Raw genomic sequence first — 23,732 nt, 5'->3', positions numbered from 1 at the left:
ATGCCGAACCCACTGCGGGTCGCCCTCGACCAGGGCACCGGACGCAGCGGCGACACCGACTCCGCCCTCCGCCGGCTCCAGGAGAGCGCCCGTGCCGCCGCGGCGCGGGGCGCGGACCTCTTGGTGACCCCGGAGATGTCCCTGACCGGTTACAACATCGGTGCCAGGGTCCGGGAACTGGCCGAACCCGCCGACGGCCCGCTCTTCGAGGCGGTGGCCCGGATCGCCGGCGACTCCGGGGTGGCCGTGGTCTACGGTTTCGCCGAACTCGCCGACGGTCGGGTGTACAACGCGGTGCGGCTCGTGGACTCCGACGGGGTCTCCCGCGCGCTCTACCGCAAGACGCACCTGTTCGGTGACCTGGACCGGAACCTGTTCGACCCTGGCGAGGAACTCGTCGTCCAGGCCGACCTCGACGGCCACCGGCTCGGGTTCATCGTCTGTTACGACGTGGAGTTCCCCGAGATCGTGCGGGCCCACGCGGCGGCCGGTACGACCCTGCTGATCGTGCCGACCGCCCTGATGGCGCCCACCACCTCGGTCGCCACCCTCCTGGTGCCGGCCCGGGCCATGGAGAACCAGATCCATCTCGCCTACGTGAACCGTTGCGACGCCGAGGGCGAGCTCGACTACGTCGGGCTGAGCACCCTGGTCGGCCCGGACGGCGTCGAGCTGTCGCGCGCCGGCCCCACCGAGGAACTGCTGGTCGGCGACGTCGACCCGACCGCCGTCGAGGCCGCGCGCACCGAGCCGTTCTACCTGCGTGATCGCCGTATCGACCTGTACGGCCGCTGAACCCACCACCGCGTCACCACCCCAGCCCCAGTGAAGGAGGGCCTTCATGACGTCCGCCGTGCCCACGTCCGCCGGTGCCGCCCCGCAGGGTGAGCGGCCCCTGAACATGTGCGGGCCCGACTTCCCGTTCGCCTACGACTCCTACCTGGACCACCCGGCCGGGCTGGGCCAGGTGCCCGCGGAACACCATGGCACCGAGGTCGCCGTGATCGGCGGTGGGCTGTCCGGCATCGTCACCGCCTACGAGCTCATGAAGATGGGCTTGAAACCGGTGGTCTACGAGGCCGACCGGATCGGTGGTCGTCTGCGCACCGAACGCCTGCCCGGCGCTCCCGAGGACGTGGTGGCCGAGATGGGCGCCATGCGGTTCCCGCCGTCCTCCACCGCGTTCTGGCACTACGTGAACCGCGTGGGTCTGGACACCACCGCCTTCCCGAACCCGCTCTCGCCGGCCACCCCGAGCACCGTCGTGGACCTCAAGGGCAGGACGCACTACGCCACCGATCTGGACGACCTGCCCGAGGTCTACCGCGAGGTCGCCCGGGCCTGGGACCGGACCCTGGAGAGCGTCGACCACAGCCGCATGCAGAAGGCGATCCGTGAGCGCGACGTCGCCGTCCAGAAGGAGATCTGGAACCGGCTCGTCGAGAAGCTGGACGACCAGACCTTCTACGGTTTCCTGTGTCAGGCCCCGGGCTTCTCCTCGTTCCGCATGCGGGAGATCTTCGGCCAGGTGGGCTTCGGTACCGGCGGCTGGGACACCGACTTCCCGAACTCCATCCTGGAGATCCTGCGGGTCACCTACACCGGTGCGGACGACGACCACATGAGCATCGTCGGCGGGGTCGACCGACTGCCGCGACGCCTGTGGGAGGACACTCCGGACAAGCTCGTGCACTGGGCGACGGGCACCTCCCTGGCCTCGCTGCACGAGTCCGGCCCGCTCCCGGCGGTCACGGCGCTGCGTCGCACGGCCGTCAAGGGACGCCCCGGCGGCAACGTCACCGTCACCGACGCCTCCGGTTCCACCCGCACCTACCCGGCGGCGGTCTTCACCGCGCAGTCCTGGGCGCTGCTGTCCAAGGTCGACTGTGACGAGGACCTGCTGCCCATCGACCACTGGAACGCCCTCGAACGGACCCATTACATGGAGTCCTCGAAGCTGTTCGTGCCGGTGGACCGCGCCTTCTGGCGGGACAAGGACCCCGAGACCGGCCGGGACGTCATGAGCATGACGCTCACCGACCGGATGACCCGCGGCACCTACCTGCTGGAGGGCGCGGACCCCGAGGGCCCCGCCGCGATCTGCCTCTCGTACACCTGGTGCGACGACTCGCTCAAGTGGCTGCCGCTGTCGGCCAACGAGCGACTGGAGGTCATGCTGGCCTCGTTGGGCAAGATCTACCCGGGCGTGGACATCCGTTCGCACGTCACCGGAGACCCCGTCACGATCTCCTGGGAGGACGAGCCCTACTTCATGGGCGCGTTCAAGGCGAACCTGCCCGGTCACTACCGGTACCAGCGACGTCTGTTCACCCACTTCCGTCAGGACGACCTGGAGGAGCGCCACCGCGGCCTGTTCCTGGCCGGGGACGACATCTCCTGGACCGCCGGTTGGGCCGAGGGCGCCGTTCAGACCGCCCTGAACGCCGTGTGGGGCGTGATGCACCACCTCGGCGGCACCGCCGACCCCACCAACCCGGGCCCGGGTGACCTGTTCGACGAGCTGGCCCCCGTCGCCCTGCCCGAGGACTGATCCACGCGTCCATCCGACGGAAGGAGGGCCCTGGTCCGCGTTCCCCACAACGCGGACCGGGGCCCTTTTTCCGCTCCCGGAACACCTGCGATAGGTTGCGGGCGGCCGGGAGCCCCCGATGTCTCGGCCGCATGCCCACCGAGATGAGGAAGTGCCCATGGTCATCAAACGTCTGCTCGCCGGTATCGGATTCGGTGGGGCCTCGGTGGAGACCTCACTGGACTCCTCCGTGACCGTTCCGGGCGGCTCTCTTCAGGGCACCGTCGTCATCGCGGGCGGTGACGTCGAGCAGAAGGTGGAGCAGCTCACGATCGGCCTCCAGGCCCGGGTCGAGACCGAGGTGGGCGACCACGAGGTCGACAGCGCCATGGAGTTCCACCGAGTGCGTCTGGGCGAGGGCGTGGCCCTGGTGCCGGGGCAGCGCTTCGAGGTGCCCTTCGAGCTCTTCGTGCCCTGGGAGACCCCCATCACGACCCACCGCGGTCGTCATCTGCGGGACATGAACCTCGGCGTGAACACTCGTCTGCACGTGGCCAAGGCGGTCGATCCCGGGGACCTGGACCCGGTGGCCGTGCAGCCCCTTCCCGCGCAGGCCGCGATCCTGGACTCGCTGTTCTCCCTCGGGTTCACGTTCAAGCACGCCGACCTGGAGCGCGGCCGCCTGGCCAGGACCCGGCAGCGACTGCCCTTCTACCAGGAGATCGAGTTCCGCTCTCCCCGTCGCTACCGGGGCCTGAACGAACTGGAACTGTCCCTGGTCACCGACGAGCACGGCATCGACGTGGTGCTGGAACTGGACAAGAAGCCGGGACTGCTCTTCTCCGAGGGCCGCGACACCTACCACCGCTTCAGCGTGAGCCACCACGAGGGCGCCGGTCGTGACTGGTCGGGGCACCTGAACCAGTGGATCGACTCCCTGGCGGGCCGTAGAGGCCTCTTCTAGGTCTGATCGGCGGTACCGGCGAGGATGGGCTGGTCGACCAGGCGGGACAGCACCAGGGTGCTCTTGGTGCGCACCACGAAGGGTTCGGCGCCGATGCGCTCGATGACCTCTTCCAAGTGGTGGGTGTCGCGGGCGCGGACCTGGACCAGGGCGTCGGCGTCGCCGGTGACGGTGCACGCCGAGGTGATCTCGGCGTAGCCCGTCAGACCCTTGCGGATCTCGGTGGGGGAGGTGCGGGCGCGGCAGTACAGCTCGATGAACGCCTCGGTGGTCCACCCGATCGCCTTAGGTTCGACCACGACGGTGAAGCCGCGCACGGCGCCCGACTCGACCAGCCGATCCACCCGGCGCTTGACGGCGGAGGGGCTGAGACCGACCTCTCCGCCGATCTCGGCGAAGCTCATCCGTGCGTCCGCGCCGAGTATCGCGATGATCCGCTCATCGACACGATCAAGCCGCATTGCGCCCCTTTGTCACCATCTGAAACGACCAGGGCACATCTTACCGTCGGCATGCCAGGGTGGGGTCCGTGTCGCTTCCCATTGTCATGCTCGGTAACAGAGAGAATGCGCTAGAAGGTTCAAAGGGGATGGCGAGGGGTGGACGGGTGCGGGGACGAACGGGCACACGATGGGTCGCCTACTGCGGCGGCGGCGCGCTTTTGGCCGCACTGACCGCACTATCCCCCGCCCAGGCCGCCGCTCCCACCGCCCCCGAGGCCCCCGCCCCCGAGACGTCCCTGGACTGGGCGCCATGCGAGGACCTCGACCCCGTCGAGGACGAGAACCTCGAATGCGCCACCCTCGCCGTGCCGATGGTCCACGGACCCGGCGTCGCCGACCCTCACGCCCTCACCGAGAGCGTCGAGATCGCGCTCTCCCGCGTGCCCGCCACCGGCACCGCCGAACACACCATGCTGGTCAACCCGGGCGGCCCCGGCAGCGCCGGCCGCCAGTGGGCCTCGCACACCCACCTGCGCATGCCCGAGGAACTCCGCGAGACCTACGACGTGGTCGCCTTCGACCCGCGCGGTATGGGCGCCTCCACCCCCGGGATCACCTGCGACCCCGACTTCTTCGCCCCGGTCCGAAAGGACACGGTCCCGGCCGACGCAGAGGAGGAACAGGCCCTGCGCGCCGACGCCGAGGCCTACGCCGACGCCTGCGCGGAGGACGCCGGCCCCCTCCTGGACCACATGCGCACCGAGGACACCGCCCACGACATGGACGCCATGCGCGTCGCCCTGGGACGGGAACAGGTCGACTACCTGGGTTACTCCTACGGCAGCTACCTCGGCACCGTCTACAGTTCGCTCTACCCCGACAGCGTCCGCGCCGTGGTCCTGGACAGTGTCGTCGACCCGGACAACCCCTGGTACGAGAGCAACCTGGCGCAGAGCCGGGCCCTGGACCGGGCCGCCCACAACTTCTTCGACTGGGTGGCCCGCCACGACGACGCCTACGGGCTGGGCACCGACGGAGAAGCGGTCGCCGACGCCTACTACGACCTGCGCTCCGAACTGCGAGAGAACCCCGCGGAGGACACGGTCGGCCCCACCGAACTGGAGGGCGCCGTCATCGTCGTCGCCTACAGCGGCGGTACCTGGCCCGCGGTCGCCTCCGCCATGTCCGCGCAGATCCGGGACGGCGACTCCGCCCCCCTGCGGGAGTTGCACGAGAACTACGGCGACGACGCCGAGAGCGACCCCGCGTACGGCGGCTACCTCGCCGTCCAGTGCACCGACGCCGAATGGCCCAAGGCCTGGGAGACCTGGAACGCCGACGCCCGGCAGGTGCACGAGGACGCGCCCTTCATGGGATGGCACAACATCTGGTACAACGCCCCGTGCGCCACGTGGGACGGAGAGTCCGCCCCCTGGCTCCAGGTCGGTGACGCGCCCGACGAATACCCCGCCTACGACGGTGACGTGCTCCTCGTGCACGCCACCGACGACGGCGCCACCTCGGTGGAGGGGGCGTACGCCCTGCGCGAGCGCCTGCCCGGGTCCTCCCTGGTGATCGAGGACGGCGGCATCACCCACGGGGTCTCCCTCACCGGCAACGCCTGCGTGGACGAGGCCGTCGTCGACTACCTGCGCGAGGGGACCCTGCCCGAACGCGGCGCCGAGGGCCCCGACCTGACCTGTGACCCACGCCCCGAACCCGAACCGCGCGACACGCAGTCCGCGCCCCACACGCCCGTGGACCGATTGGGCCCCATCGGTTTGGAGTACCCGGGTGAGTCCGCAGGAACGGTCGAATAGGCTGGAATCGGCGCGAATTCGTCTTTGGCCCGGTGACCGTTCCCGGTCATCGGGGATATGGGGGAGATGCGATGCTGCGGACCTCACCGGTTCGAATTCTGGGCGAACACGACCGGGAGGCCGTCCGAACGCTCCTGGACACCGACCCCGTCGGCAACGTCTTCGTCGCCTCGCGCCTGCTGACCACCGGGATCGCCGGTGTCGGCGGCGCCGAGGTGTGGGGACACGTCGAGCGAGGCAGGTTGACGGCGCTGTGCTACTCGGGCGCCAACCTGGTCCCGGTCAACGCCGGGCCCGCCGCCGTTCGCAGTTTCGCCGACCACGCTCGGTGGCGCGGCCGCCGCTGCTCGTCGATCGTCGGCCCCGTGGAGGCGGTCAGCGACTTCTGGCACCAGGTCACTCCCGCTTGGGGGCCCGCCCGAACGATCCGTGCCAGCCAACCCGTCCTGGAGATCGACGGGCCACCGGCGGTGCCCGCCGACCCACTGGTGCGCCGTGTCCGCGTCAGCGAGATCAACACCCTGGTACCGGCCTGTGTCGCCATGTTCACCGAGGAGGTCGGTGTCCCACCGGACTCCGGTGATGGGGGAGCGCTCTACCGGGCCAGGGTCGAGGAACTCGTCCGCACCGGTCGTGCCTTCGCCCGCATCGAGGACGGTCGGGTCGTGTTCAAGGCCGAGATCGGTGCCGTCACCCCCCAGGCCTGCCAGGTGCAGGGTGTGTGGGTGCACCCGGAGCTGCGCGGTCGTGGGTACTCCGCGGCCGGTATGGCCGCGGTGGTGAACTACGCCCTCGCCGAGATCGCGCCCCGCGTGACCCTGTACGTGAACGACTTCAACTCCCCGGCCCGCGCCACCTACAGCAGGGTCGGGTTCCGCCAGGTCGGCGAGGTCATGTCCGTGCTCTTCTGAGCCGCGTACCTGACGGATCGGTGTCAGATCGAGGGATCGACCCGGGACCCGGCCGGGGCGGTCCGGTTACGGTTGGCGGATGCTCCGCAACCCGACCGGTCGCGCCCGCCTGGGATTGGCCCTCCTGCTCGCCATGCTCACCGTGTTGGGCCCGCTCAACATCGACATGTACCTTCCGGCGTTCCCGGAGATCTCCGCGGACCTGGGGGCCAACGCCTCCCAGGTGCAGCTGAGCCTCACCACCTGTCTGGTCGGGCTCGCCGCGGGTCAGGTGGTGATCGGCCCGGTCAGCGACGCCCGCGGCAGGCGCGGACCACTGCTGGTGTGCGTCGCGTTGTTCGTCCTGGCCACGGCCCTGTGCGCGCTCGCGCCGAACACGACGGTGCTGGTCCTGGGCCGGTTCCTCCAGGGCTTCACCGCGAGCGCCGGGGTGGTGCTCTCCCGTGCGATCGTGCGCGACGTCTTCGACGGATCCGCCCTCACCCGCTTCTTCGCGCTGATCATGGTGGTCGTCGCGGTGGCGCCGATGGCCGCGCCGATCCTGGGCGGCGGTGTGCTGTGGCTGCCCTTCACCGACTGGCGGTCCATCTTCTGGACGTTGGCCCTGGTGGGCGTGGTGGTCGTCGTGGTGGTGGCGGTGCGGTTGCCCGAGACCCTGCCGACCGAACGGCGTATCCCCGGCACCCTGGGCGGGAGCCTGGCCGCGATGGGCGTCCTGCTGCGGGACCGTCGTTACCTGGGGTACACGCTCGTCGTCGGCCTGCTGCACGGCGGCAGCTTCGCCTACGTGGCCGGGACCCCGTTCGTCTACCAGGACCTGTACGGGGTGTCCCCGCAGGTCTTCGGGTTCCTTTTCGGGGTCAACGGCATCGCGATCATCCTGGGCAGCGCCGCGGTGGGCCGACTCGGCGAACGCTTCGGTGAGCGGTCCCTTCTCTACGTCGCCGTGGTCACCGCCGTCGTGGTCACCGCCGTCGTGTTCGCCACGGCGCTCCTGCAGGGCCCGCTGTCGCTGCTCGTGGTTTCGATCTTCGTCTACATGACGTGCATGGGGGTGGTCCTCACCGGTTCCTTCGCGCTGGCGATGGAGGGCCAGGAGGACCGGGCGGGCAGCGCCGGTTCGCTGTTGGGCGCGCTACCCATGTTCATCGGCGCCGTCGTGGCGCCGCTGGTGGGGTTGGACGAGACCACCGCGGTGCCCATGGGGGTGCTGCTGTTCGGCACCTCTGCCCTGGGCCTGCTGGTGATGGCGACGATGACCCGCCCTCGGGTCCCGAAGGTCCCGAGGGCGGGGCCGGGTGAGGCTCGGATTCCCTAGCAGTCCTCTTCCAACCAGGCGGAGTTGAATCGCAGGAACGTGATGTGCTCGACGTTCCCGCGCTCGTAGAGGACACCGAACTCGTCGTCGCCCAGGGGCACGATCGTGGAGTAGGCGGCCGCGCCGCGGTCGATGGCCCTGGCCACCGGCCAGGTCTCACCGTCGTCGCAGGACATGTTGACCGTCAGGTTCTCCCGCGAGCTCTCGTGTCTGGTGTTGGTGAACAGGAGCTTGTGCGCTCGATCCGTGCCCTCCTCGGCGTCGGCGTCGTAGCGGATCAGGCCGGCGTTGTTGGTGGGGTCGATCAGTTCGTGGTCGGGGACCGGGTCGCCGTAGGTCTCGCCACCGTCCTCGGAGTAGGCGATCAGGCGGTAGGGGCCCTGCGGGGTGCGGCTGTTGAGCATGACGCGACCGTCGGCCAACTCCACGGTCTTGTTCTCGTCCATGCCCGGTCCCACGGGTTCTCCGGCCTGCCAGGTCTCCCCGTGGTCGTCGCTGTAGACGCTCACGGCGTAGATCCCGTCACCGGAGTCGTAGGCGTACTGCTGGACCAGGCGACCGTCGGAGAGCTGGATGCCGGTGCCGGACGAGGCGAAGATCCCGAACCAGGCGGGGTCCTTGATGTCCTCGGTGATGCGCCGGGTCTTCCAGGTCCGTCCGCCGTCGTCGGAGTAGGAGTAGTCGGTGTGGAGGATGTCCTGGCTGTCGTTGGAGTTGCCGTCGGAGGAGTTGAAGAACCCGACCCCGTCGGGTCCGTGGGCGTGGAACATGAACAGGCGACCGGTCTCGCGGTCCAGGAGCAGGCTGGGGTCGCCCGCGCCGACACCGTCGTCGTAGTCGACGACCACCTGGGGTTCGGTCCAGGTGCGTCCCTTGTCGTGGCTGCGACGGACCATGAGGTCGAGGTCGCCGGGCAGGTCGGCGGCGCTGTCATTGCGTCGGTCGTAGGCGGCGACCAGCGTGCCGTCTTCGAGCACTTCGAGGGCGGGGATGCGCCAGGTGTGGGCGCCCTCTCCGGCACTGGCCAGGTCGACGCGTTCGATGATCGGTTCGGCCGCGGTGGTCCGGGGGTCGGGGGTGGCGTCGTCGGCTGCGGCGGGCGACACCAGGGCGGCGGTGACGGCCAGGCCCACAGCCATGACGACGGGACTCGCGTGCTTTCTCATGGATACCTCCGGTAGGGGGCGGAGGCATCGGACATCAGACGTCTAGGACGCTAAGCGTCGGGGGTGTCGTGGTCAACCCCCGTTGTGGCGGGTTTTTCGAGGAGATGGAGGATCGGGGCGTAGTGGTCGGCCACCGCCGCCACGAACCCGGCCTGGTCTCCTCGGTGCGCGGCGTCGATGATCGCTCGGTGCGCGGCGGCGGTCTCGCGGGCGTCCTCCTCCGTGGTGAGCAGTAGCGGGGCCACGACCGCCTGCACGTCCCAGAAGGCCCCGGTGAGCTGGGTGACCAGCTGGTTGTTCAGGGGGGCCAACAGCATCAGGTGGAAGGCGCGGTCCTCCTCCACGAAGCTCTCGCCGCGTTCGGCGGCCTCCTCCATCCCGGTGACCAGTTCCGCGAGGCTCTGGTGCTGTTCCTCGTCGTACCCGTTGACGATGTCGCGGCCCAGGCCCTGTTCGAGGACCTTGCGCACGGTGACCAGCTCGTAGAGTGTCGCGAGGTCGTCTCCGCTGCTCAGGCGACCGCGGAAGGTCAGGCTCTCGACCAGGGAGTTGAGGGACAGCCGCCCCACGTAGGTGCCGTGTCCGTGCCGGACCTCGACTATGTCCAGGGCACTGAGGCGTTTTATCGCCTCGCGGACGCTGGAGCGGCTCGCGCCGAGCTCGGAGCACAGTTCGGTCTCGGTGGGCAGCGGGTCGCCCGGGGTCAGGCCGTTGCGGAGGATGAAGTTCTTGATCTGCTCCGTAACCTCATGACCGCGCAGAGTGTTCCGCGAGGCGGGCTTGGTCAATTCCTCGGTCAACGTATTGACCCCTTTCCTGTTTGGTGCTTAGAGTCACACCCTACAGGCATCGGACATCAGACGTCATATGCCCTTCCCCTGAGGTCTTGCCCGTCCCCCCGACAAGGAGTGATCGTGTTCCACTTCGACCCCGGCGCCATGGAGCGTCGGCGTTTCCTCCAGTTCGTCGGTGCCACAGGCACCGCCGCGGCCCTGGCCGGATCGCTCAGCGCCTGCGGGGCCTCCTCGGGGGGAGGAGGGGGTTCCTCGAACCGCATCGAGGCCGGCCTGTCCTACACGCTTTCCACCGGTTTCGATCCCATGACCGCGACCGGGGCCCTGCCGCAGGCGGCCAACCTGCACATCTTCGAGGCCCTGGTCGACCTGGACCCGGTGACCCGGGAGCCCTACAACGCGCTCGCCGCCGACATGCCCGAACAGGTCGACGACACGACCCTGCGCGTCACCCTCCGCGAGGAGGCGGTGTTCCACAACGGAGACCCCGTCACGGCCGAGGACGTGGTCTACAGCTTCGAGCGGGTCCTCGACCCCGAGAACAACTCGCTGATGGCGCAGTTCGTCTCCTTCATCGAGGAGGTGACGGAGGTGGACGAGGACACGGTGGAGATCGTCCTCAAGCACCCCTTCGCGCTCGCGGTCGAACGGCTCGGCATCATCAAGATCGTGCCCAAGGCCCTCGTCGAAGAGGACCGGCAGGGGTTCGACTCGGCACCCGTCGGCTCCGGCCCCTACAAGCTGGTATCGGCCACCGCCGCGGACAACATCACCTTCGAACGGTGGGAGGCCTACAACGGCCCGCGCGAGGCGCTCGCCGACGAGATGGTGTGGATGCTGCTGGACGACCCCAGCGCCCGCGTCACCGCCCTCCAGTCCGGCCGGGTCAGCGTGATCGAGGACGTGCCCTACCTCGACGCCGAAGCGTTGGAGTCCGCCTCGACCGTCGAACAGGAGCAGTCGTTCGGCCTGCTGTTCCTCATGTTCAACTGTGCCGAGAAGCCCTTCGACGACAAGCGGGTCCGCCAGGCCCTGCACTACGCCATCGACCACGAGAAGATCGTCGAGACGGCGATGCTGGGCGGAGCGGCCGCCGCCACCGGATTCCTGCCCGAGTCGCACCCCGACCACCGCGAAGCGGGCACGGTCTACCGGCACGACCCCGACCGGGCTCGGGAACTGCTGGAGGAGGCCGGGGTCGACGGACTGGAGATCGACCTGGTCGCCACCAACACCGGCTGGGTCAAGGACGTGGTCCCGCTCATCAAGGAGAGCTGGGACGCGGTGGGCGTCACCACCACCCTCGACATCGGTGAGTCGGGCGGTCAGTACGCGAACAAGGTCGAGAGCGGCAAGTTCCGTGCCATGGTCGCCCCCGGTGACCCGTCCGTCTTCGGTAACGACGTCGACCTTCTGTTGCGCTGGTTCTTCGACGGTCAGTGGCCCACGAGCTACTACAACTGGTCCGAGACCGAGGAGGCCGACAAGGTCCTCGAACTTCTCGACGAGGCCGTCCGGACCGACGACGAGGCGGAGCGCGCCGAACTCTGGGCGGAGACGATCGACCTCATCGCCGACGAGGTCCCCCTCTACCCGATCCTGCACCGCAAGCTGATCACGGCTTGGAACGACGACGCGCTGGAAGGGTTCCGGCCGATCAACACCACCGGCTTGTCCTTCCTGGACGTCGGCCCGGCCTGACCTCGACCTCGGGGCCGGACCCACCCGAACGGGTCCGGCCCCCGCCCGCTCCACGAGGAGAGAAACCCCGATGCGCGTCTTCATGCGCCTCGCCCTGCGCAGAGCACTGGTCCTACCGGTGATGCTCCTGGGCGTCTCCCTGCTGGTCTTCGTGATCCTTCAGTTCTCACCGAACGACCCCGCCTACAACGCCTTGGGCGTGGGCGCCAGCGAGGAGGCCCGTGCCGCCTACGCCGCGGAACACGGACTCGACCAACCACTGCCCGTCCGTTACATCGACTTCCTCGGGGACCTGGTCCAAGGTGACCTGGGAATGACCGCGCCGCCGGCCACCCCCGTGGTCGACCGGATCGCGGAGGCCTTCCCGCTCACCCTGGAACTGACCATGACGGGCATGGGCGGAGCCATCGTCTTCGCCCTGTTCATGGGACTCACCGGCGCTCTGTGGCGGGACCGTTGGCCCGACCAGGTCACCCGGATCGTGTCCATCGCCTGTGTGGCGCTCCCACCGTTCTGGCTGGCGATCCTGCTCATCCAGCAGTTCTCCCTCGGGCTCGGGCTCCTGCCCACCGGTGGCTACACCGCTCCGGTCGACTCCTTCTCCGGTTGGGTCATGACCATGACCCTGCCGACCATCGCGGTGGCGATCCCCATCGGCGCGCAGCTCTCCCGCCTGGTGCGCACCTCGATGGTGGAGGAACTCGACCGCGACTACGTCCGCACCGCCATCGGCAACGGCCTGCCCCGGTGGCTCGTACTGCGCAGCGCCCTGCGCAACGCGCTGATCACGCCGTTGACGGTGCTGGGGTGGCGGTTCGGCTACGCACTCGGCGGCGCGGTGGTCATCGAGACCATCTTCGACCTGCCCGGCATGGGCCAACTCCTGCTCACCGGCGTGACCAACGCCGACGTCGCCCTCGTCCAGGGCGCCGTGCTCACGGTCGCCATCTCCCTCTTGGTCGTCAACCTCGTGATCGACCTGCTCTACGTCGTCGTCAACCCACGGATCCGAGAGGTGTGATCACGTGCGCCCTCGACTCGCGGACCGCCTGACCGGGCTCTCCAAGCCCTCCAGGAAACACCGCCTGTCCCTCGCCGCGAGGATCTCCCTCGTGGTCATGCTGGCGATCTGCGTCATCGCGATCGTCGCACCCTTCTTCGTCCAGAACCCGCTGGCCACGGGCGTCCCGGCCCAGCCGCCCGGACCCGAACACTGGTTCGGCACCGACCGGGCCGGACGCGACGTCTTCTCCCGGGTCGTGCACGGGGCGCGCTACTCGTTGCTGATCGGCATTGGCGCCACCCTGTTGGCCCTGTTCGTGGGCGGGATCCTCGGTGGTATCGCCGCCACCTCCCACCGCGTCATCGACGAGTCGATCATGCGGGTGCTGGACGTGCTCATGGCGTTCCCCGGGATCGCCCTGGCCGCCGTGCTGGTCGCGGTCTTCGGCAGTGGCATCCCCGTCCTCATCGGCGCCATCGCGGTGATCTACGTGCCCTCTCTGGCCAGGGTCGTGCGCGCCAACGTCCTGACCCAGTACGGGGAGGACTACGTGGCGGCGGAACGCCTGATCGGTGCCCGTCGCCACTACGTGCTGATCAAGCACGTCGCGATCAACTGCGCCGCGCCGGTCATGGTGTTCGCGGCCATCCTGGTGGCCGACGCGATCGTCTACGAGGCCAGCCTGGCCTTCATCGGCGCCGGTATCCAGGACCCGCTGCCCAGCTGGGGCAACGTCATCTCCTACGGACGTCAGCTGCTGTTGTCCGGCGGCTGGTGGGCCACCTTCTTCCCCGGCCTGGCCATCCTGCTGACGGTGCTCGCCCTCAACATCCTCTCCGAGGGACTCACCGACGCCTGGGCCGCGCCCAAGAGCGCGGTGCGCGGCGGGGGCGGCGCGACCGACTCCGCCGAGACCACCACCGACGTCCCGGCCGAGGACGACGACCGCACCGAGGTCCTGGCCCGTCTCGCCACGGCCGTCCGTGAACGCGAGGAGACCGTACCGCCGGTCGCCGAGGACGCGCCCACCCTGCTGTCCGTGCGCGACCTGCGCATCGGGTTCCCCGGCAGCCACGGCGACGTGTCCGTGGTCGACGGACTCTCCTTCGACGTCCGGGCCGGAGAGACCCTCGGCCTGGTCGGCGAGTCCGGCTGCGGCAAGAGCCTCACCAGCCTCGCCCTGATGGGTCTGCTGCCCCGCCAGGCCGAGGTGACGGGCGAGATCCTCTACGACGGCAAGGACCTGCTGTCCCTCTCCCAGAAGGAGCGGCGCGCCTACTCCGGACCCGAGCTGGCGATGGTCTACCAGGACGCCATGTCGTCCCTCAACCCCTCGGTCCTGGTCGGTACCCAGTTGCGCCAGCTCACCAGCCGGGGAGGTGACCAGAGCCCGGCCGAACTCCTGGACCTGGTCGGCCTCACCCCCGAGCGCACCATGCGCAGCTACCCGCACGAACTCTCCGGTGGTCAGCGCCAACGCGTGCTCATCGCCATGGCGCTCTCCCGCAAGCCGCGGCTGCTCATCGCCGACGAACCGACCACGGCGCTGGACGTCACCGTCCAGGCCCAGGTGGTGGAACTGCTCGCCAGACTGCGGGACGAACTCGGCTTCGCGATGGTGCTGGTCTCGCACGACCTCGCCCTGGTCGCCGAGATGTCCCACCGCGTGGCCGTCATGTACGCGGGCCAGCTCGCCGAGGTCGCGCCCGTCCGCGACCTGCTCACCCGGCCGCGCCACCACTACGCGCGGGGGATGCTCGGTTCGGTCCTGTCCCTGGAGGCGGGGGCCGAACGCCTCCACCAGATCCCCGGGGTCGTACCGGCCGCGCAGGACTTCGGTGCCGGCTGCCGTTTCGCCGGCCGCTGCTCCGCGGTCACCCCCGAGTGCCTGACCGCACCGCCCTCCCTGACCAACGACGGTCCCGGCCACGACTACGCCTGCCTGCATCCCGCACCGGCGTCGAAGGGAGCCCTGCTGTGACCGAGCCGATCGTGGAACTCGACGGGGCGCACGTCGTCCACACCGCACGCACCGGAGGCCTGTTCCGCCGCGACCGTGTCCACGCCCTGACCGACGCCACCGCCACCATCGCGCGCGGCGAGGTCCTGGGCATCGTCGGCGAGTCCGGCTGCGGGAAGTCGACCCTGGCCAAGGTGGCGACCGGACTCCAACGACCCACCCGGGGCACCGTCCGCTTCCGTGGCGAGGACCTGTGGGCGATGCCCACCTCGCGACGCCGGCGGGAGTTCGGCTCGGCGATGGGCGTCGTCTTCCAGGACCCCTCGACCGCGCTCAACCCGCGCATGTCGGTCCGCGGGATCCTGCGGGACCCGCTCGACGTCCACCGCCGGGGCACCATGAGCGAACGCGAGGCGCGCGTCGACGAGCTGATCGACCTGGTCGGTCTGCCCGGACACGTGGGCGACGCCGTCCCGGCCCAGTTGTCGGGCGGCCAGCGACAGCGCGTCGCCGTGGCCCGCGCCCTGGCCCTGCAACCGGACGTGGTGGTGGCCGACGAACCGACCAGCGCCCTGGACGTGTCCGTCCGCGCGCAGGTGCTCAACCTGCTCGTCGACCTCAGGTCCCGCCTGGGCCTGGGCATGGTGTTCGTGTCCCACGACATCCAGACCGTCCGCCACCTCGCCGACCGCATCGCCGTGATGTACCTCGGGCGCGTCGTCGAGGAGGGCCCCGCCGAACAGATCGTCGCGGACCCCCGTCACCCCTACACCCGAGCCCTGTTCTCCGCCACCCCGAGCCTGACGCAGCGCTCGGAGCGGATCATCCTGCGCGGACCCGTACCGTCCGCCACCGCACCGCCCACGGGCTGTCCCTTCCGCACCCGCTGCTGGAAGGCGACCGACGTCTGCGCCGAGGAGTTCCCGGCCGGCGACTCCGACAACGGGCACACATGGAACTGCGTCCACCCCGAATCGAACGCGAGGAGCACCGCATGAGTCAGCGCACGCCGAAGTACACGGGCGTGGTCCCGCCGATCGTGACCCCTCTGGACACGAACGGCGAGGTCGACACCGTGTCACTGGAGCGGCTGGTCGGCTCCCTGATCGACGCGGGGGTCTCCGGGATCTTCGCCCTGGGCAGCTCCGGCGAGTCCGCGTACCTGACCGACACCCAGCGCGACACCGTCCTGGACACGGTCGTCGGCGCGGTGTCCGGGCGGGTCCCGGTCATGGCCGGCTGCATCGAGACCACGACCAACAGGGTCGTGGAGCGGGCCGAGGCCGCCGCCAAGCACGGGGCCGACGCCCTGGTGGTGACCGCGCCCTTCTACACGCGCACCCACCCCGCCGAGATCGACCGCCACTTCCGTGTGGTGCGTCACCGGACCGAACTGCCGCTCCTGGCCTACGACGTCCCGGTGTCGGTGCACAGCAAGCTGTCCGCGGACGAGGTCCTCCGGCTGGCCGCCGACGGGATCATCGACGGGATCAAGGACTCCAGCGGAGACGACCCGGGCCTTCGCGACCTGGTGATCGGTGGCCGGGAGATCCCCGGTTTCTCCGTGCTCACCGGGCACGAGGCCGTGGTCGACGCCATGATGCTGATGGGCGCCGACGGCGCGGTCCCCGGACTGGGCAACGTCGACCCCGCCGGCTACGTGCGCCTGATGGCGGCCTGCCTGGCCGGTGACTGGGAGACCGCCCGGCGCGAGCAGGAACGCCTGATCCGACTGTTCCGCATCGTCCGCGCGGCCGACCCCGCCACCGCCGGCGGATCCACCGCCGGGCTCGGCGCGTTCAAGTGCGCGCTCGCCCTCCTCGGAGTCATCGACGACCCCGTGCCGGCGCCTCCGATGCGGCCCTTCACCGACGAGGAGACCTGGCGCGTCCGCGCGATCCTGGAGGAGGTCGAGCTGCTGTGAGCAGGGTCGCCGTGGCCCTGGACATCGGTGGCACCAAGACCGCGGCGGCCACGGTCACCGCCGACGGGGCCGTTCTCACCCGCGCCAAGCGTCCCACCCCGGCCGCGGGGGGAGCTGGGGCGGTACTCGACACCGCGGTCGAACTGGCCCGTGAGGTGGGTGCCGACCACGAGGTCGTCGGGGTCGGTGTCGGCAGCGCCGGGGTCGTCGACCCCGACACCGGACTGGTGCTCTCGGCCACGGACTCCCTGCCCGGCTGGGCCGGTACCGACCTTTGCGGTCACCTGACCGCGGAACTCGGGATGCCGGTGGCCGTGGTCAACGACGTCCACGCCCACGCCCTGGGGGAGTACCGCCGGGGCGCGGCCCGGGGAGGTTCGACGGTCCTGCTGGTGGCCGTCGGCACCGGGGTGGGCGGCGCCCTGCTGTGCGAAGGACGGATCCACGGCGGGGCCCGGGCGGCCGCGGGTCACGTCGGACACGTGCCCGTGGCCGCCGCGGCCGGCCGCCGTTGTCCCTGCGGGGCCGAGGGCCACGTCGAGTCGGTCGCCTCCGGCCCCGCGTTGGTGGCCGAGTACACCGAACGCGGTGGCGCCGCCGTGACACGACTGGAGGAGGTCGTGGCGCTGGTGGATCGGGACCCGGTGGCCCGCTCCGTGCTGGTCGACGGGGCCACGGCCCTGGGATCGGCGCTGGCCGGCCTGGCCAACGTGATCGACCCCGACGTCATCGTGGTCGGGGGCGGGGTCGCCGGGGCGGGGGCCGACTGGTGGTCGGCGCTGACCGAGGAGATCGAACGGGGCCTGGTCCCGGCGCCGGGCGGACTATCGGTGGTCCCCGCGGCGCTGGGGGCGGACGCGGCCCTGCTCGGCGCCGCCCACCTGGTGTGGCGGGAAAACGAAGAGACGACGCGGAAGGAACACCGATGACGAACGTGGTGGAGCGACTCCGATCGGGGGTCGTGGTCTCCTGCCAGGCCTACCCGGGGGAGCCGATGCGCGACCCGGACACGATGGCCCGGGTCGCGCGGGCCGCGCAGGACGGCGGCGCGGTGGGGATCCGGGCCCAGGGACTCGCCGACCTGGCCCGGATCCGCGAGGCCACCGACCTGCCGCTGATCGGTCTGGTCAAGGAGGGGAACAGCGGGGTCGTGATCACCCCGACCCTGGGCCTGGCGCTGGAGGTGGCGCGCGCCGGTTCCGACATCGTGGCGATCGACGCGACCGGCCGCCGGCGACCGGACGGGAGCGCCACCGCCGACATCGTCCGCGCGGTCCACGAGGAGACGGGCCGGTTGGTCATGGCCGACGTCGCGACCCACGAGGAGGGACTCGCCGCGGTGGCGGCGGGCGCGGACCTGGTGGGCACCACCCTGTCCGGCTACACCCCCGCCACGACCGGTGGGGAGGGCCCCGACCTGGACCTGGTGGAGAGCCTCTCGGGCGCCCTGGACGTCCCGGTACTGGCCGAGGGGCGCGTCCACCGGCCCGAACAGGTCACCGAGGCCTTGCGTCGCGGCGCCTTCGCCGTGGTCGTGGGCACGGCCATCACCCACCCGAGCACGCTGACGAGCTGGTTCGTGGCCGCCGCGCACGCCGACGGCGGCGAATGAACGGTGAGGGGCCGAGGACACGTCACGTGTCCCCGGCCCCTCACCGTTGCGTTCAGCCGTCGGTGACCCGGCCCTCGGATTCCATGCCCAGGCGCTCCGGAGCGCCCGGGAACGACAGTTCGAAGTCGGGGGTGTCGGCGATCAACGCCCGCGTGTACTCGTGTTCGGGGGTCGACATCACCTGTCCCACCGGCCCGTACTCCACGATCTTCCCTCCGTTGAGGATCGCGACCCGGTCGGCGATGTTGGACACCAGCGCGATGTTGTGCGTGACGAACAGCAGCGCCATCCCGTCGTCCTGCAACGACCGCAGGAGCTTCACGATCTCCGCCTGCACCGACACGTCCAGGGCCGACGTGATCTCGTCGCACACCAGCAGGTCCGGCCGGGTCGCCACCGCGCGGGCGATGCACACCCGCTGACGCTCACCACCACTGAGCTGCTCGGGGAACCGCTCCCCGTAGGAGGCGGGCAGCGCCGCCCGTTCCAAGGCCTGGGCCACCACCGAATCCGCGTCGGCGGGACGACCCACCAGGTGCCGGTAGGGGCCCAGGATCTGGTCGCGCACCCGCTTGCGCGGGTTCAGCGCCTCGTACGGGTTCTGGAACACGTACTGGATCCGGCGACGCTGCTCGGCGGTGCGCCGATAGCCGTTCGTGGCCAGGGCCTGCCCGTCGAAGGACATCTCGCCGGAGAACTGGTGGTGCAATCCCACCACCGAACGCGACAGGGTCGTCTTGCCCGATCCCGACTCGCCCAGCAGGGCCACGCACTCGCCGGGGGAGACCGACAGATCGATCCCCTCCAACACCCGCGTGCGCCCGTACCCGGCGGACAGCCCGGAGATCCGCAGCAGCGGCTCCTCGTCCCGCTCCGGAGGGTCCTCGTGCCCGGAGGTGCGCAGCAGCGGCACCGCCATCAGCAGCCGCCGTGTGTACTCGTGCCGGGGGTTGGACAGCACCTCGTCGGCGCGCCCGTGCTCGACCAACTCACCGCGGTACATGACCGCGATGTCGTCGGCCAGGTCCGCGACGACCGCCATGTCGTGGCTGATGTACACACCCGCGGTCCCGTACTCGCGGGTCATCGACCGGATGGTCCCCAACACGTGCGCCTGGGTGGTCACGTCCAGACCGGTGGTCGGCTCGTCCAGCACGATCAGGTCGGGGCGTCCCACGAACGCCATCGCGATCGCGACCCGCTGCTGCTGGCCACCGGACAACTGGTGCGGGTATCGGCGTAGGAACGCGGGGTCGTCGGGCAGCGCCACCTCGCGTAGGACCTCGCTCACCCGCTCCGCGACCTGCCCTGGCGTCGCGTCCGTGTCGTGCACGGCCTCGGTCAGCTGGGTGCCCAGACGCAACGCCGGATTGAGCGCCGACGCGGGCGACTGCGGGATGTAGGCCACCGCGCGGCCGCGCAGCTCCCGTACCTGCCGCTCGTTCAGTGACGCGAGTTCGCGTTCGCCGACCCACACCCGACCGTCGGTGATCTCCGTGGCCCGCTTGAGGTGGCGCAGCAGCGAGAGCCCCAGTGTGGTCTTGCCGGAGCCGGACTCGCCGACCAGGCCGAGGATCTCTCCTCGGTTCACGGTCACGGACACGTCGCTGATGATCTCGACGTCCGAGGGACGACCGATCACCGTCAGGCCGTCGACCCTCAACACGGTCTCGTCGCCGGTGGGCTCGTCGGCCCCCGTCGGTTCCGGATGCTCGGTCACTTCTCGACCCCCCGATCGATACCGATCGCCGCGCGGGACAGCCCGTCGGTGATGAGGTTGGCGCCCACCGTCAGGATCGCGATCGCCGTCACGGGGAGGGCCACCGCCCACGGCTGCACGGCCATCCCCTGTCGGTTCTCGTTGATCATCAGGCCCCAATCGGCGGTGGGCGGCTGCATACCCATGCCGAGGAAGCCCAGCACGGCCACCACCCCGATCGAGTAGGTCAGGCGCAGGCCCAGTTCGACCAACAGCGGGCTGGTCACGTTCGGCAGGATCTCCACCGCCATGATCCGCCAACGAGGCAGCCCGATCGCCTCGGCGGCCTTCACGTAGTCCTGTTCGATCACCTTGCGGGTGGCCTCACGGATCACCCGGGCCACGCGTGGCATGTGCGACACCGCGATCACGGTGACGATCAGCCACACCTTCGGGCCGATGATCGACATCACCAGCAGCGCCGCGATGAGCTGTGGGAACGCCAGTAGGACGTCGTTGACCCGCATGAGGACGTCGTCCACCCAGCCTCGGCGGTAACCGGCGATGATGCCGATCACGGTGCCCGCGGCCACGCCGATACCGGCGGCGGAGCCGGCCAGCAGCAACAGCGTCCATCCGCCCCACAGGAACCGGGTGAGCACGTCGCGGCCTCGGTTGTCACCGCCGAACAGCACATCGTCCACACCCGATTCGAACGGCTTGGCCACGAACTCGGTGGGTGTGTAGGGGGCCACGAAGGGGCCCACCACGGCGACCAGTACGACGAGGCCGGTCAGGGCCACACCGATCCTGGTACGCCCGAACCGCCACGCGGTCCGGAACAGCCCCGGACGCCGGACCGGCGTCTTGGGGGTGGTGCTCATCGAAGGTTCACTCATCGGTTCGCGACCCTCACCTTCGGGTTGGCCGCCAGCCCGACCACGTCGGCGATCAGGTTGACCAGGATGTAGATCCCCGCGATGAGCAGGACCACGGCCTGGATCAACGGCACGTCACGGTCTTCGATGGCGTCCATGAGGACCTTGCCGACGCCGGGGAAGTTGAACAGGAACTCGATGGCCACCACACCGCCGGCCAACCAGGCCAACTGCAGGGCGACCACCTGGGCCACGGGGCCGATCGCGTTGGGCGCGGCGTGCCGCCACAACACAACGCGTTCGGACACGCCCTTGAGGCGTGCCTGTTGCACGTACTCGCTCTCCAGGACCTCGATCATCGTCGCCCGCATCATGCGGACGATCGGTGGGGCGACGGCCAGGGAGAGCGTGAGCACCGGCAGCACCCACTGTTCCGGTCCACCCTCACGGGCGTAGACCGACGGGAACAGATCGAGACCGCCCGGGCCCAGGAGCAGGATCAACAGGATGCCGACCACGAACTCCGGGACGGAGGCCAGGACCAGGGTGCCCATGGAGGCGGAGTGGTCGAAGCCGCGGTCCCGGCGCAGCGCGCTGAACGCGCCGACGAACAGCGCGATGGGGGTGGCGACCAGCGCGGACAGACCCATGAGGGTCATCGAGTTCTGGACGGGGGAGGCCAGGTACTCGGAGACGGGTTGCCGATTGGAGAAGGAGGTGCCGAGGTCGCCTTGGACGATCCCCTGCAGCCACTGCGCGTACTGGACGGCCACCGGCTCGTGCAGGTCGAGCTGGTCGCGCAGTGCCGCCAAACGCTCCGGGGTGGCGTCGCGGCCCAGGATGAGTTGGGCCGCGTCGCCCGGTAGCGCCTGCGTGGCCGCGAAGACCACGAGGGACACCGCCCAGAGCGTCAGCGCGCCGAAGAAGAGGCGTACGACGATGAGTCGAGTCATGGTGAGCTTTCGATAGCGGGACTACGGAAATCCGGGGAGGTCCGGTGGCGCCAGGGGTTTGCTCCGTGAACCACGGGGGCGCCAGAACACCGCTTAGTCCTGCTCCATCCACATGGTGTGGAAGGCGTACGAGCCCAAGGGGTGGCCGGAGACGGCGGGCTCCAGCCCGTGCACCCGGTTGGAGTGGGCGTCGATCAGATTCACGAAGCCCCACACGATGTAGCCGCCCTCCTCGTACTCGATCTCCTGCGCCTTGCGGATGAGCTCGTTGCGCTCGTCGTCGTCGGCGGTCTGGCGCGCCTGTGTCAGGTGGTCGAGCCACTCCTCGTGCTCGCCCCACATGGTCTCGTTGTAGGGGGCGCCCACGACGGAGCCCTGCGCGGTCTGGGTGATGTAGTTGCGGGCGCTCCAGAAGTCCTGGCCCAGGGGGTAGGGGAAACCCTCCTCGGGGTTCCAGTAGTCGCTGGGGTTGACGCGGCGCAGGCTCACGTTCACCCCGGCCTCACGGGCCTGCTCCTGGAAGACCTCGGCGGCGGCGACCACACCGGCGCTGATGTCGGAGGTGACCAGCTCGACGTCCAGGCCGTCCTCGTACCCGGCGTCGTCCAGCAGCCGCTTGGCCTCGTCGATGTCCTGCTCACGCTGCGGGAAGTCCTCGGGGTAGGAGGGGTCCATCCGCGCGTACATGTCGTTGCCGACCTGACCGTAGCCGGCGAGGGCCTGGTCGATCATCTCCTGGCGGTCCACGATGAGCCGGAAGGCCTGACGGACGCGTACGTCGTCGAACGGCTTCTCCTCGATGTTCATCGTGAACGGCAGCCACATGCCGGTCTCGGACTCCATGAGTTCCAGGTTCGGGTCGGCCTCGATGATGGTGACCTGGGCGTGCGGCACCTGACTGATGATCTCGACGCTGCCGCTGTTGAGCGCGTTGACGCGGGCGTCGTCGTCGGGGAAGTCGATGATCTCCAGTTCGTCCACGTACGGCTGTCCCTCGACGTGGAAGCCCTCATGGCGTTCGAAGAGGCTGTACTCGCCCACGACGAACTCGGAGTACTTGAACGGTCCGGCGCCGATCGGGTTCTCCGGGTCGTAGTCGACCGGGACGACGCAGTTGTAGTACTCGGCGAGTGCCTCGGGCAGGGTCACCAGCGGTTCGTCGACGGGGATGAGGACGGTCAGGTCGTCGACGATCTCCAGCTTCTCGGGGTCGACTCCGGGCATGTCGCCCGCGCCGCGCATGGGGTTCTCAGGGTCGAGGATGCGCCGCAGCGAGTAGACGACCGCCTCGGCGTCGACGGGGGAGTCGTCGTGGAAGGTCAGTCCTTCCTTGAGGACCAGGGTCCATTCGGTCCCGTCCTCGTTGGCCTCCAGCGACTCGGCCAGGTACGGCTCGATGGTGCCGTCGTTGGCGAAGCGCATCAACGCCGCGTAGAGCGCGTAGTTGCGCGCGATGTCGACGTTGTCGGTGGGGTCGTGCGCGTCGAGGGTGTCACCGGAGCCACCGCCGGCCACCCCGACCCGCAGTCGGCCACCCCGCTGGGGGTCCCCTTCGGCCCCACCGCCGGAATCGGAGTCACCACCGCCGCACGCGGCGAGTACCGGGGCGACGGCTGCGCCGGCGGCGGAGACCTTGAGGAGGCTGCGGCGACTGGTGAGGCGCTGAACGGGGGTGGAGTCTTCGGGCAGGGTCGGCACGTGACACCTCGGTTGGGGATACGGACGGGGTTCGACCGACAGGGCACCGGCACTCGGAGAGTGGGGGCGTGTCCCCGGGTGACGTGGAAGAGTCGGTCCCAAAGATCCTTGTTGTCCCTGCATAGGGCGTCAAGCGGGGTAGAAACCGGGGCGGGTGTGAACCATCGGTTTCCAGCGAGTGACGGAGAGGGAGGTCTCTGGACCGGCGGAAACCCCACGTGGAGCGGGCCGTTCCGTGCGAAACCGTGGTGGTGTGACATGTGCGCTTTCGTGTGACCCGTGAGTGCCGGCGGGGCGTTTCCACGCTCGGTGTTGTGTCCCCATCGTTGTCACTGGGACGCGAAACCGTGGTGTTTAG

At 69.8% G+C, this 23,732-nt stretch carries 20 protein-coding genes; 13 read left to right on the top strand and 7 right to left on the bottom strand.

Annotated elements, in window-relative coordinates; translation table 11 throughout:
- From ACWGKS_RS19455 to ACWGKS_RS19445, 3 genes are all read left to right on the top strand, one after another.
- Complete coding sequence (locus ACWGKS_RS19455; protein ID WP_358513800.1) at positions 1–795, top strand: carbon-nitrogen hydrolase family protein; 795 nt, start codon at positions 1–3, stop codon at positions 793–795.
- A gap of 46 nt (positions 796–841) precedes the next feature.
- Entirely contained in the window at positions 842–2,551 is a 1,710-nt protein-coding gene (locus ACWGKS_RS19450; protein ID WP_358513802.1) for a flavin monoamine oxidase family protein, read from the top strand.
- Between the two features lie 157 nt (positions 2,552–2,708).
- On the top strand, positions 2,709–3,494 hold the full coding sequence (locus tag ACWGKS_RS19445; protein WP_452455301.1) for a sporulation protein: 786 nt from the start codon (positions 2,709–2,711) through the stop codon (positions 3,492–3,494).
- Here ACWGKS_RS19445 and ACWGKS_RS19440 read toward each other — a convergent pair.
- Positions 3,491–3,955 carry an Lrp/AsnC family transcriptional regulator gene (locus tag ACWGKS_RS19440; protein ID WP_358513806.1) on the bottom strand — a complete coding sequence of 155 codons (465 nt, stop codon included), beginning with the start codon at positions 3,953–3,955 and terminating at the stop codon, positions 3,491–3,493. The two genes, ACWGKS_RS19445 and ACWGKS_RS19440, sit on opposite strands and share 4 nt — an antisense overlap.
- Before the next feature lie 146 nt (positions 3,956–4,101).
- Here ACWGKS_RS19440 and ACWGKS_RS19435 point away from each other — a divergent pair, with 146 nt between their 5' ends.
- The 3 genes from ACWGKS_RS19435 (at position 4,102) to ACWGKS_RS19425 (ending at position 7,986) form a co-directional block, all read left to right on the top strand.
- On the top strand, positions 4,102–5,757 hold the full coding sequence (locus ACWGKS_RS19435; protein WP_358513808.1) for an alpha/beta hydrolase: 1,656 nt from the start codon (positions 4,102–4,104) through the stop codon (positions 5,755–5,757).
- Positions 5,758–5,828: 71 nt separating this feature from the next.
- Positions 5,829–6,668 carry a GNAT family N-acetyltransferase gene (locus tag ACWGKS_RS19430; RefSeq protein ID WP_452523428.1) on the top strand — a complete coding sequence of 280 codons (840 nt, stop codon included), beginning with the start codon at positions 5,829–5,831 and terminating at the stop codon, positions 6,666–6,668.
- A 79-nt stretch (positions 6,669–6,747) separates the two neighbouring features.
- On the top strand, positions 6,748–7,986 hold the full coding sequence (locus tag ACWGKS_RS19425) for a Bcr/CflA family efflux MFS transporter (protein ID WP_452455302.1): 1,239 nt from the start codon (positions 6,748–6,750) through the stop codon (positions 7,984–7,986).
- Here ACWGKS_RS19425 and ACWGKS_RS19420 read toward each other — a convergent pair.
- Positions 7,983–9,152, bottom strand: coding sequence for a sialidase family protein (locus ACWGKS_RS19420; protein ID WP_358513814.1), 1,170 nt, complete (start codon positions 9,150–9,152; stop codon positions 7,983–7,985). The genes ACWGKS_RS19425 and ACWGKS_RS19420 overlap by 4 nt on opposite strands.
- 50 nt (positions 9,153–9,202) lie before the next feature.
- Positions 9,203–9,952: a FadR/GntR family transcriptional regulator gene (locus tag ACWGKS_RS19415; protein WP_358513816.1), complete on the bottom strand. Its 750-nt coding sequence runs from the start codon at positions 9,950–9,952 to the stop codon at positions 9,203–9,205.
- 114 nt (positions 9,953–10,066) lie between these two features.
- Here ACWGKS_RS19415 and ACWGKS_RS19410 point away from each other — a divergent pair, with 114 nt between their 5' ends.
- The 7 genes from ACWGKS_RS19410 to ACWGKS_RS19380 all read left to right on the top strand — a co-directional run bounded on the left by ACWGKS_RS19410 (position 10,067) and on the right by ACWGKS_RS19380 (position 18,146).
- Entirely contained in the window at positions 10,067–11,647 is a 1,581-nt protein-coding gene (locus ACWGKS_RS19410; protein ID WP_358513818.1) for an ABC transporter substrate-binding protein, read from the top strand.
- Positions 11,648–11,717: 70 nt separating this feature from the next.
- Positions 11,718–12,668 (top strand): ABC transporter permease, encoded by a 951-nt coding sequence (locus ACWGKS_RS19405; protein ID WP_452455303.1) that lies wholly within the window; start codon positions 11,718–11,720, stop codon positions 12,666–12,668.
- A gap of 4 nt (positions 12,669–12,672) precedes the next feature.
- Entirely contained in the window at positions 12,673–14,631 is a 1,959-nt protein-coding gene (locus tag ACWGKS_RS19400) for a dipeptide/oligopeptide/nickel ABC transporter permease/ATP-binding protein (protein ID WP_358513822.1), read from the top strand.
- Positions 14,628–15,608 (top strand): ABC transporter ATP-binding protein, encoded by a 981-nt coding sequence (locus ACWGKS_RS19395; protein WP_358513824.1) that lies wholly within the window; start codon positions 14,628–14,630, stop codon positions 15,606–15,608. Before ACWGKS_RS19400 ends, ACWGKS_RS19395 begins: the two co-directional genes overlap by 4 nt.
- Positions 15,605–16,534, top strand: coding sequence for a dihydrodipicolinate synthase family protein (locus ACWGKS_RS19390; RefSeq protein WP_358513826.1), 930 nt, complete (start codon positions 15,605–15,607; stop codon positions 16,532–16,534). Before ACWGKS_RS19395 ends, ACWGKS_RS19390 begins: the two co-directional genes overlap by 4 nt.
- Entirely contained in the window at positions 16,531–17,463 is a 933-nt protein-coding gene (locus ACWGKS_RS19385; RefSeq protein WP_452523423.1) for an ROK family protein, read from the top strand. Before ACWGKS_RS19390 ends, ACWGKS_RS19385 begins: the two co-directional genes overlap by 4 nt.
- Positions 17,460–18,146, top strand: a complete 687-nt coding sequence (locus ACWGKS_RS19380) for an N-acetylmannosamine-6-phosphate 2-epimerase (protein WP_452455304.1) — start codon at positions 17,460–17,462, stop codon at positions 18,144–18,146. The genes ACWGKS_RS19385 and ACWGKS_RS19380 overlap by 4 nt, the downstream gene beginning before the upstream one ends.
- A gap of 52 nt (positions 18,147–18,198) precedes the next feature.
- On the opposite strand, the gene ACWGKS_RS19375 is transcribed toward ACWGKS_RS19380, so the two are convergent.
- The 4 genes from ACWGKS_RS19375 to ACWGKS_RS19360 form a co-directional block, all read right to left on the bottom strand.
- Positions 18,199–19,866, bottom strand: coding sequence for an ABC transporter ATP-binding protein (locus ACWGKS_RS19375; RefSeq protein WP_358510106.1), 1,668 nt, complete (start codon positions 19,864–19,866; stop codon positions 18,199–18,201).
- Positions 19,863–20,744 carry an ABC transporter permease gene (locus ACWGKS_RS19370; protein ID WP_452455306.1) on the bottom strand — a complete coding sequence of 294 codons (882 nt, stop codon included), beginning with the start codon at positions 20,742–20,744 and terminating at the stop codon, positions 19,863–19,865. The genes ACWGKS_RS19375 and ACWGKS_RS19370 overlap by 4 nt, the downstream gene beginning before the upstream one ends.
- Entirely contained in the window at positions 20,741–21,676 is a 936-nt protein-coding gene (locus ACWGKS_RS19365; RefSeq protein WP_358510112.1) for an ABC transporter permease, read from the bottom strand. Before ACWGKS_RS19365 ends, ACWGKS_RS19370 begins: the two co-directional genes overlap by 4 nt.
- 93 nt (positions 21,677–21,769) lie before the next feature.
- A complete protein-coding gene (locus ACWGKS_RS19360; protein ID WP_358510115.1) occupies positions 21,770–23,374 on the bottom strand; it encodes an ABC transporter substrate-binding protein in 1,605 nt (534 codons plus the stop codon).
- Positions 23,375–23,732 lie beyond the last annotated feature (358 nt).

The sequence above is a fragment of the Nocardiopsis sp. NPDC055879 genome (genome assembly GCF_053615935.1).
The sequence above is the reverse complement of the archived record's forward strand: the minus strand, read 5'-3'. Positions and strand labels throughout refer to the sequence as shown.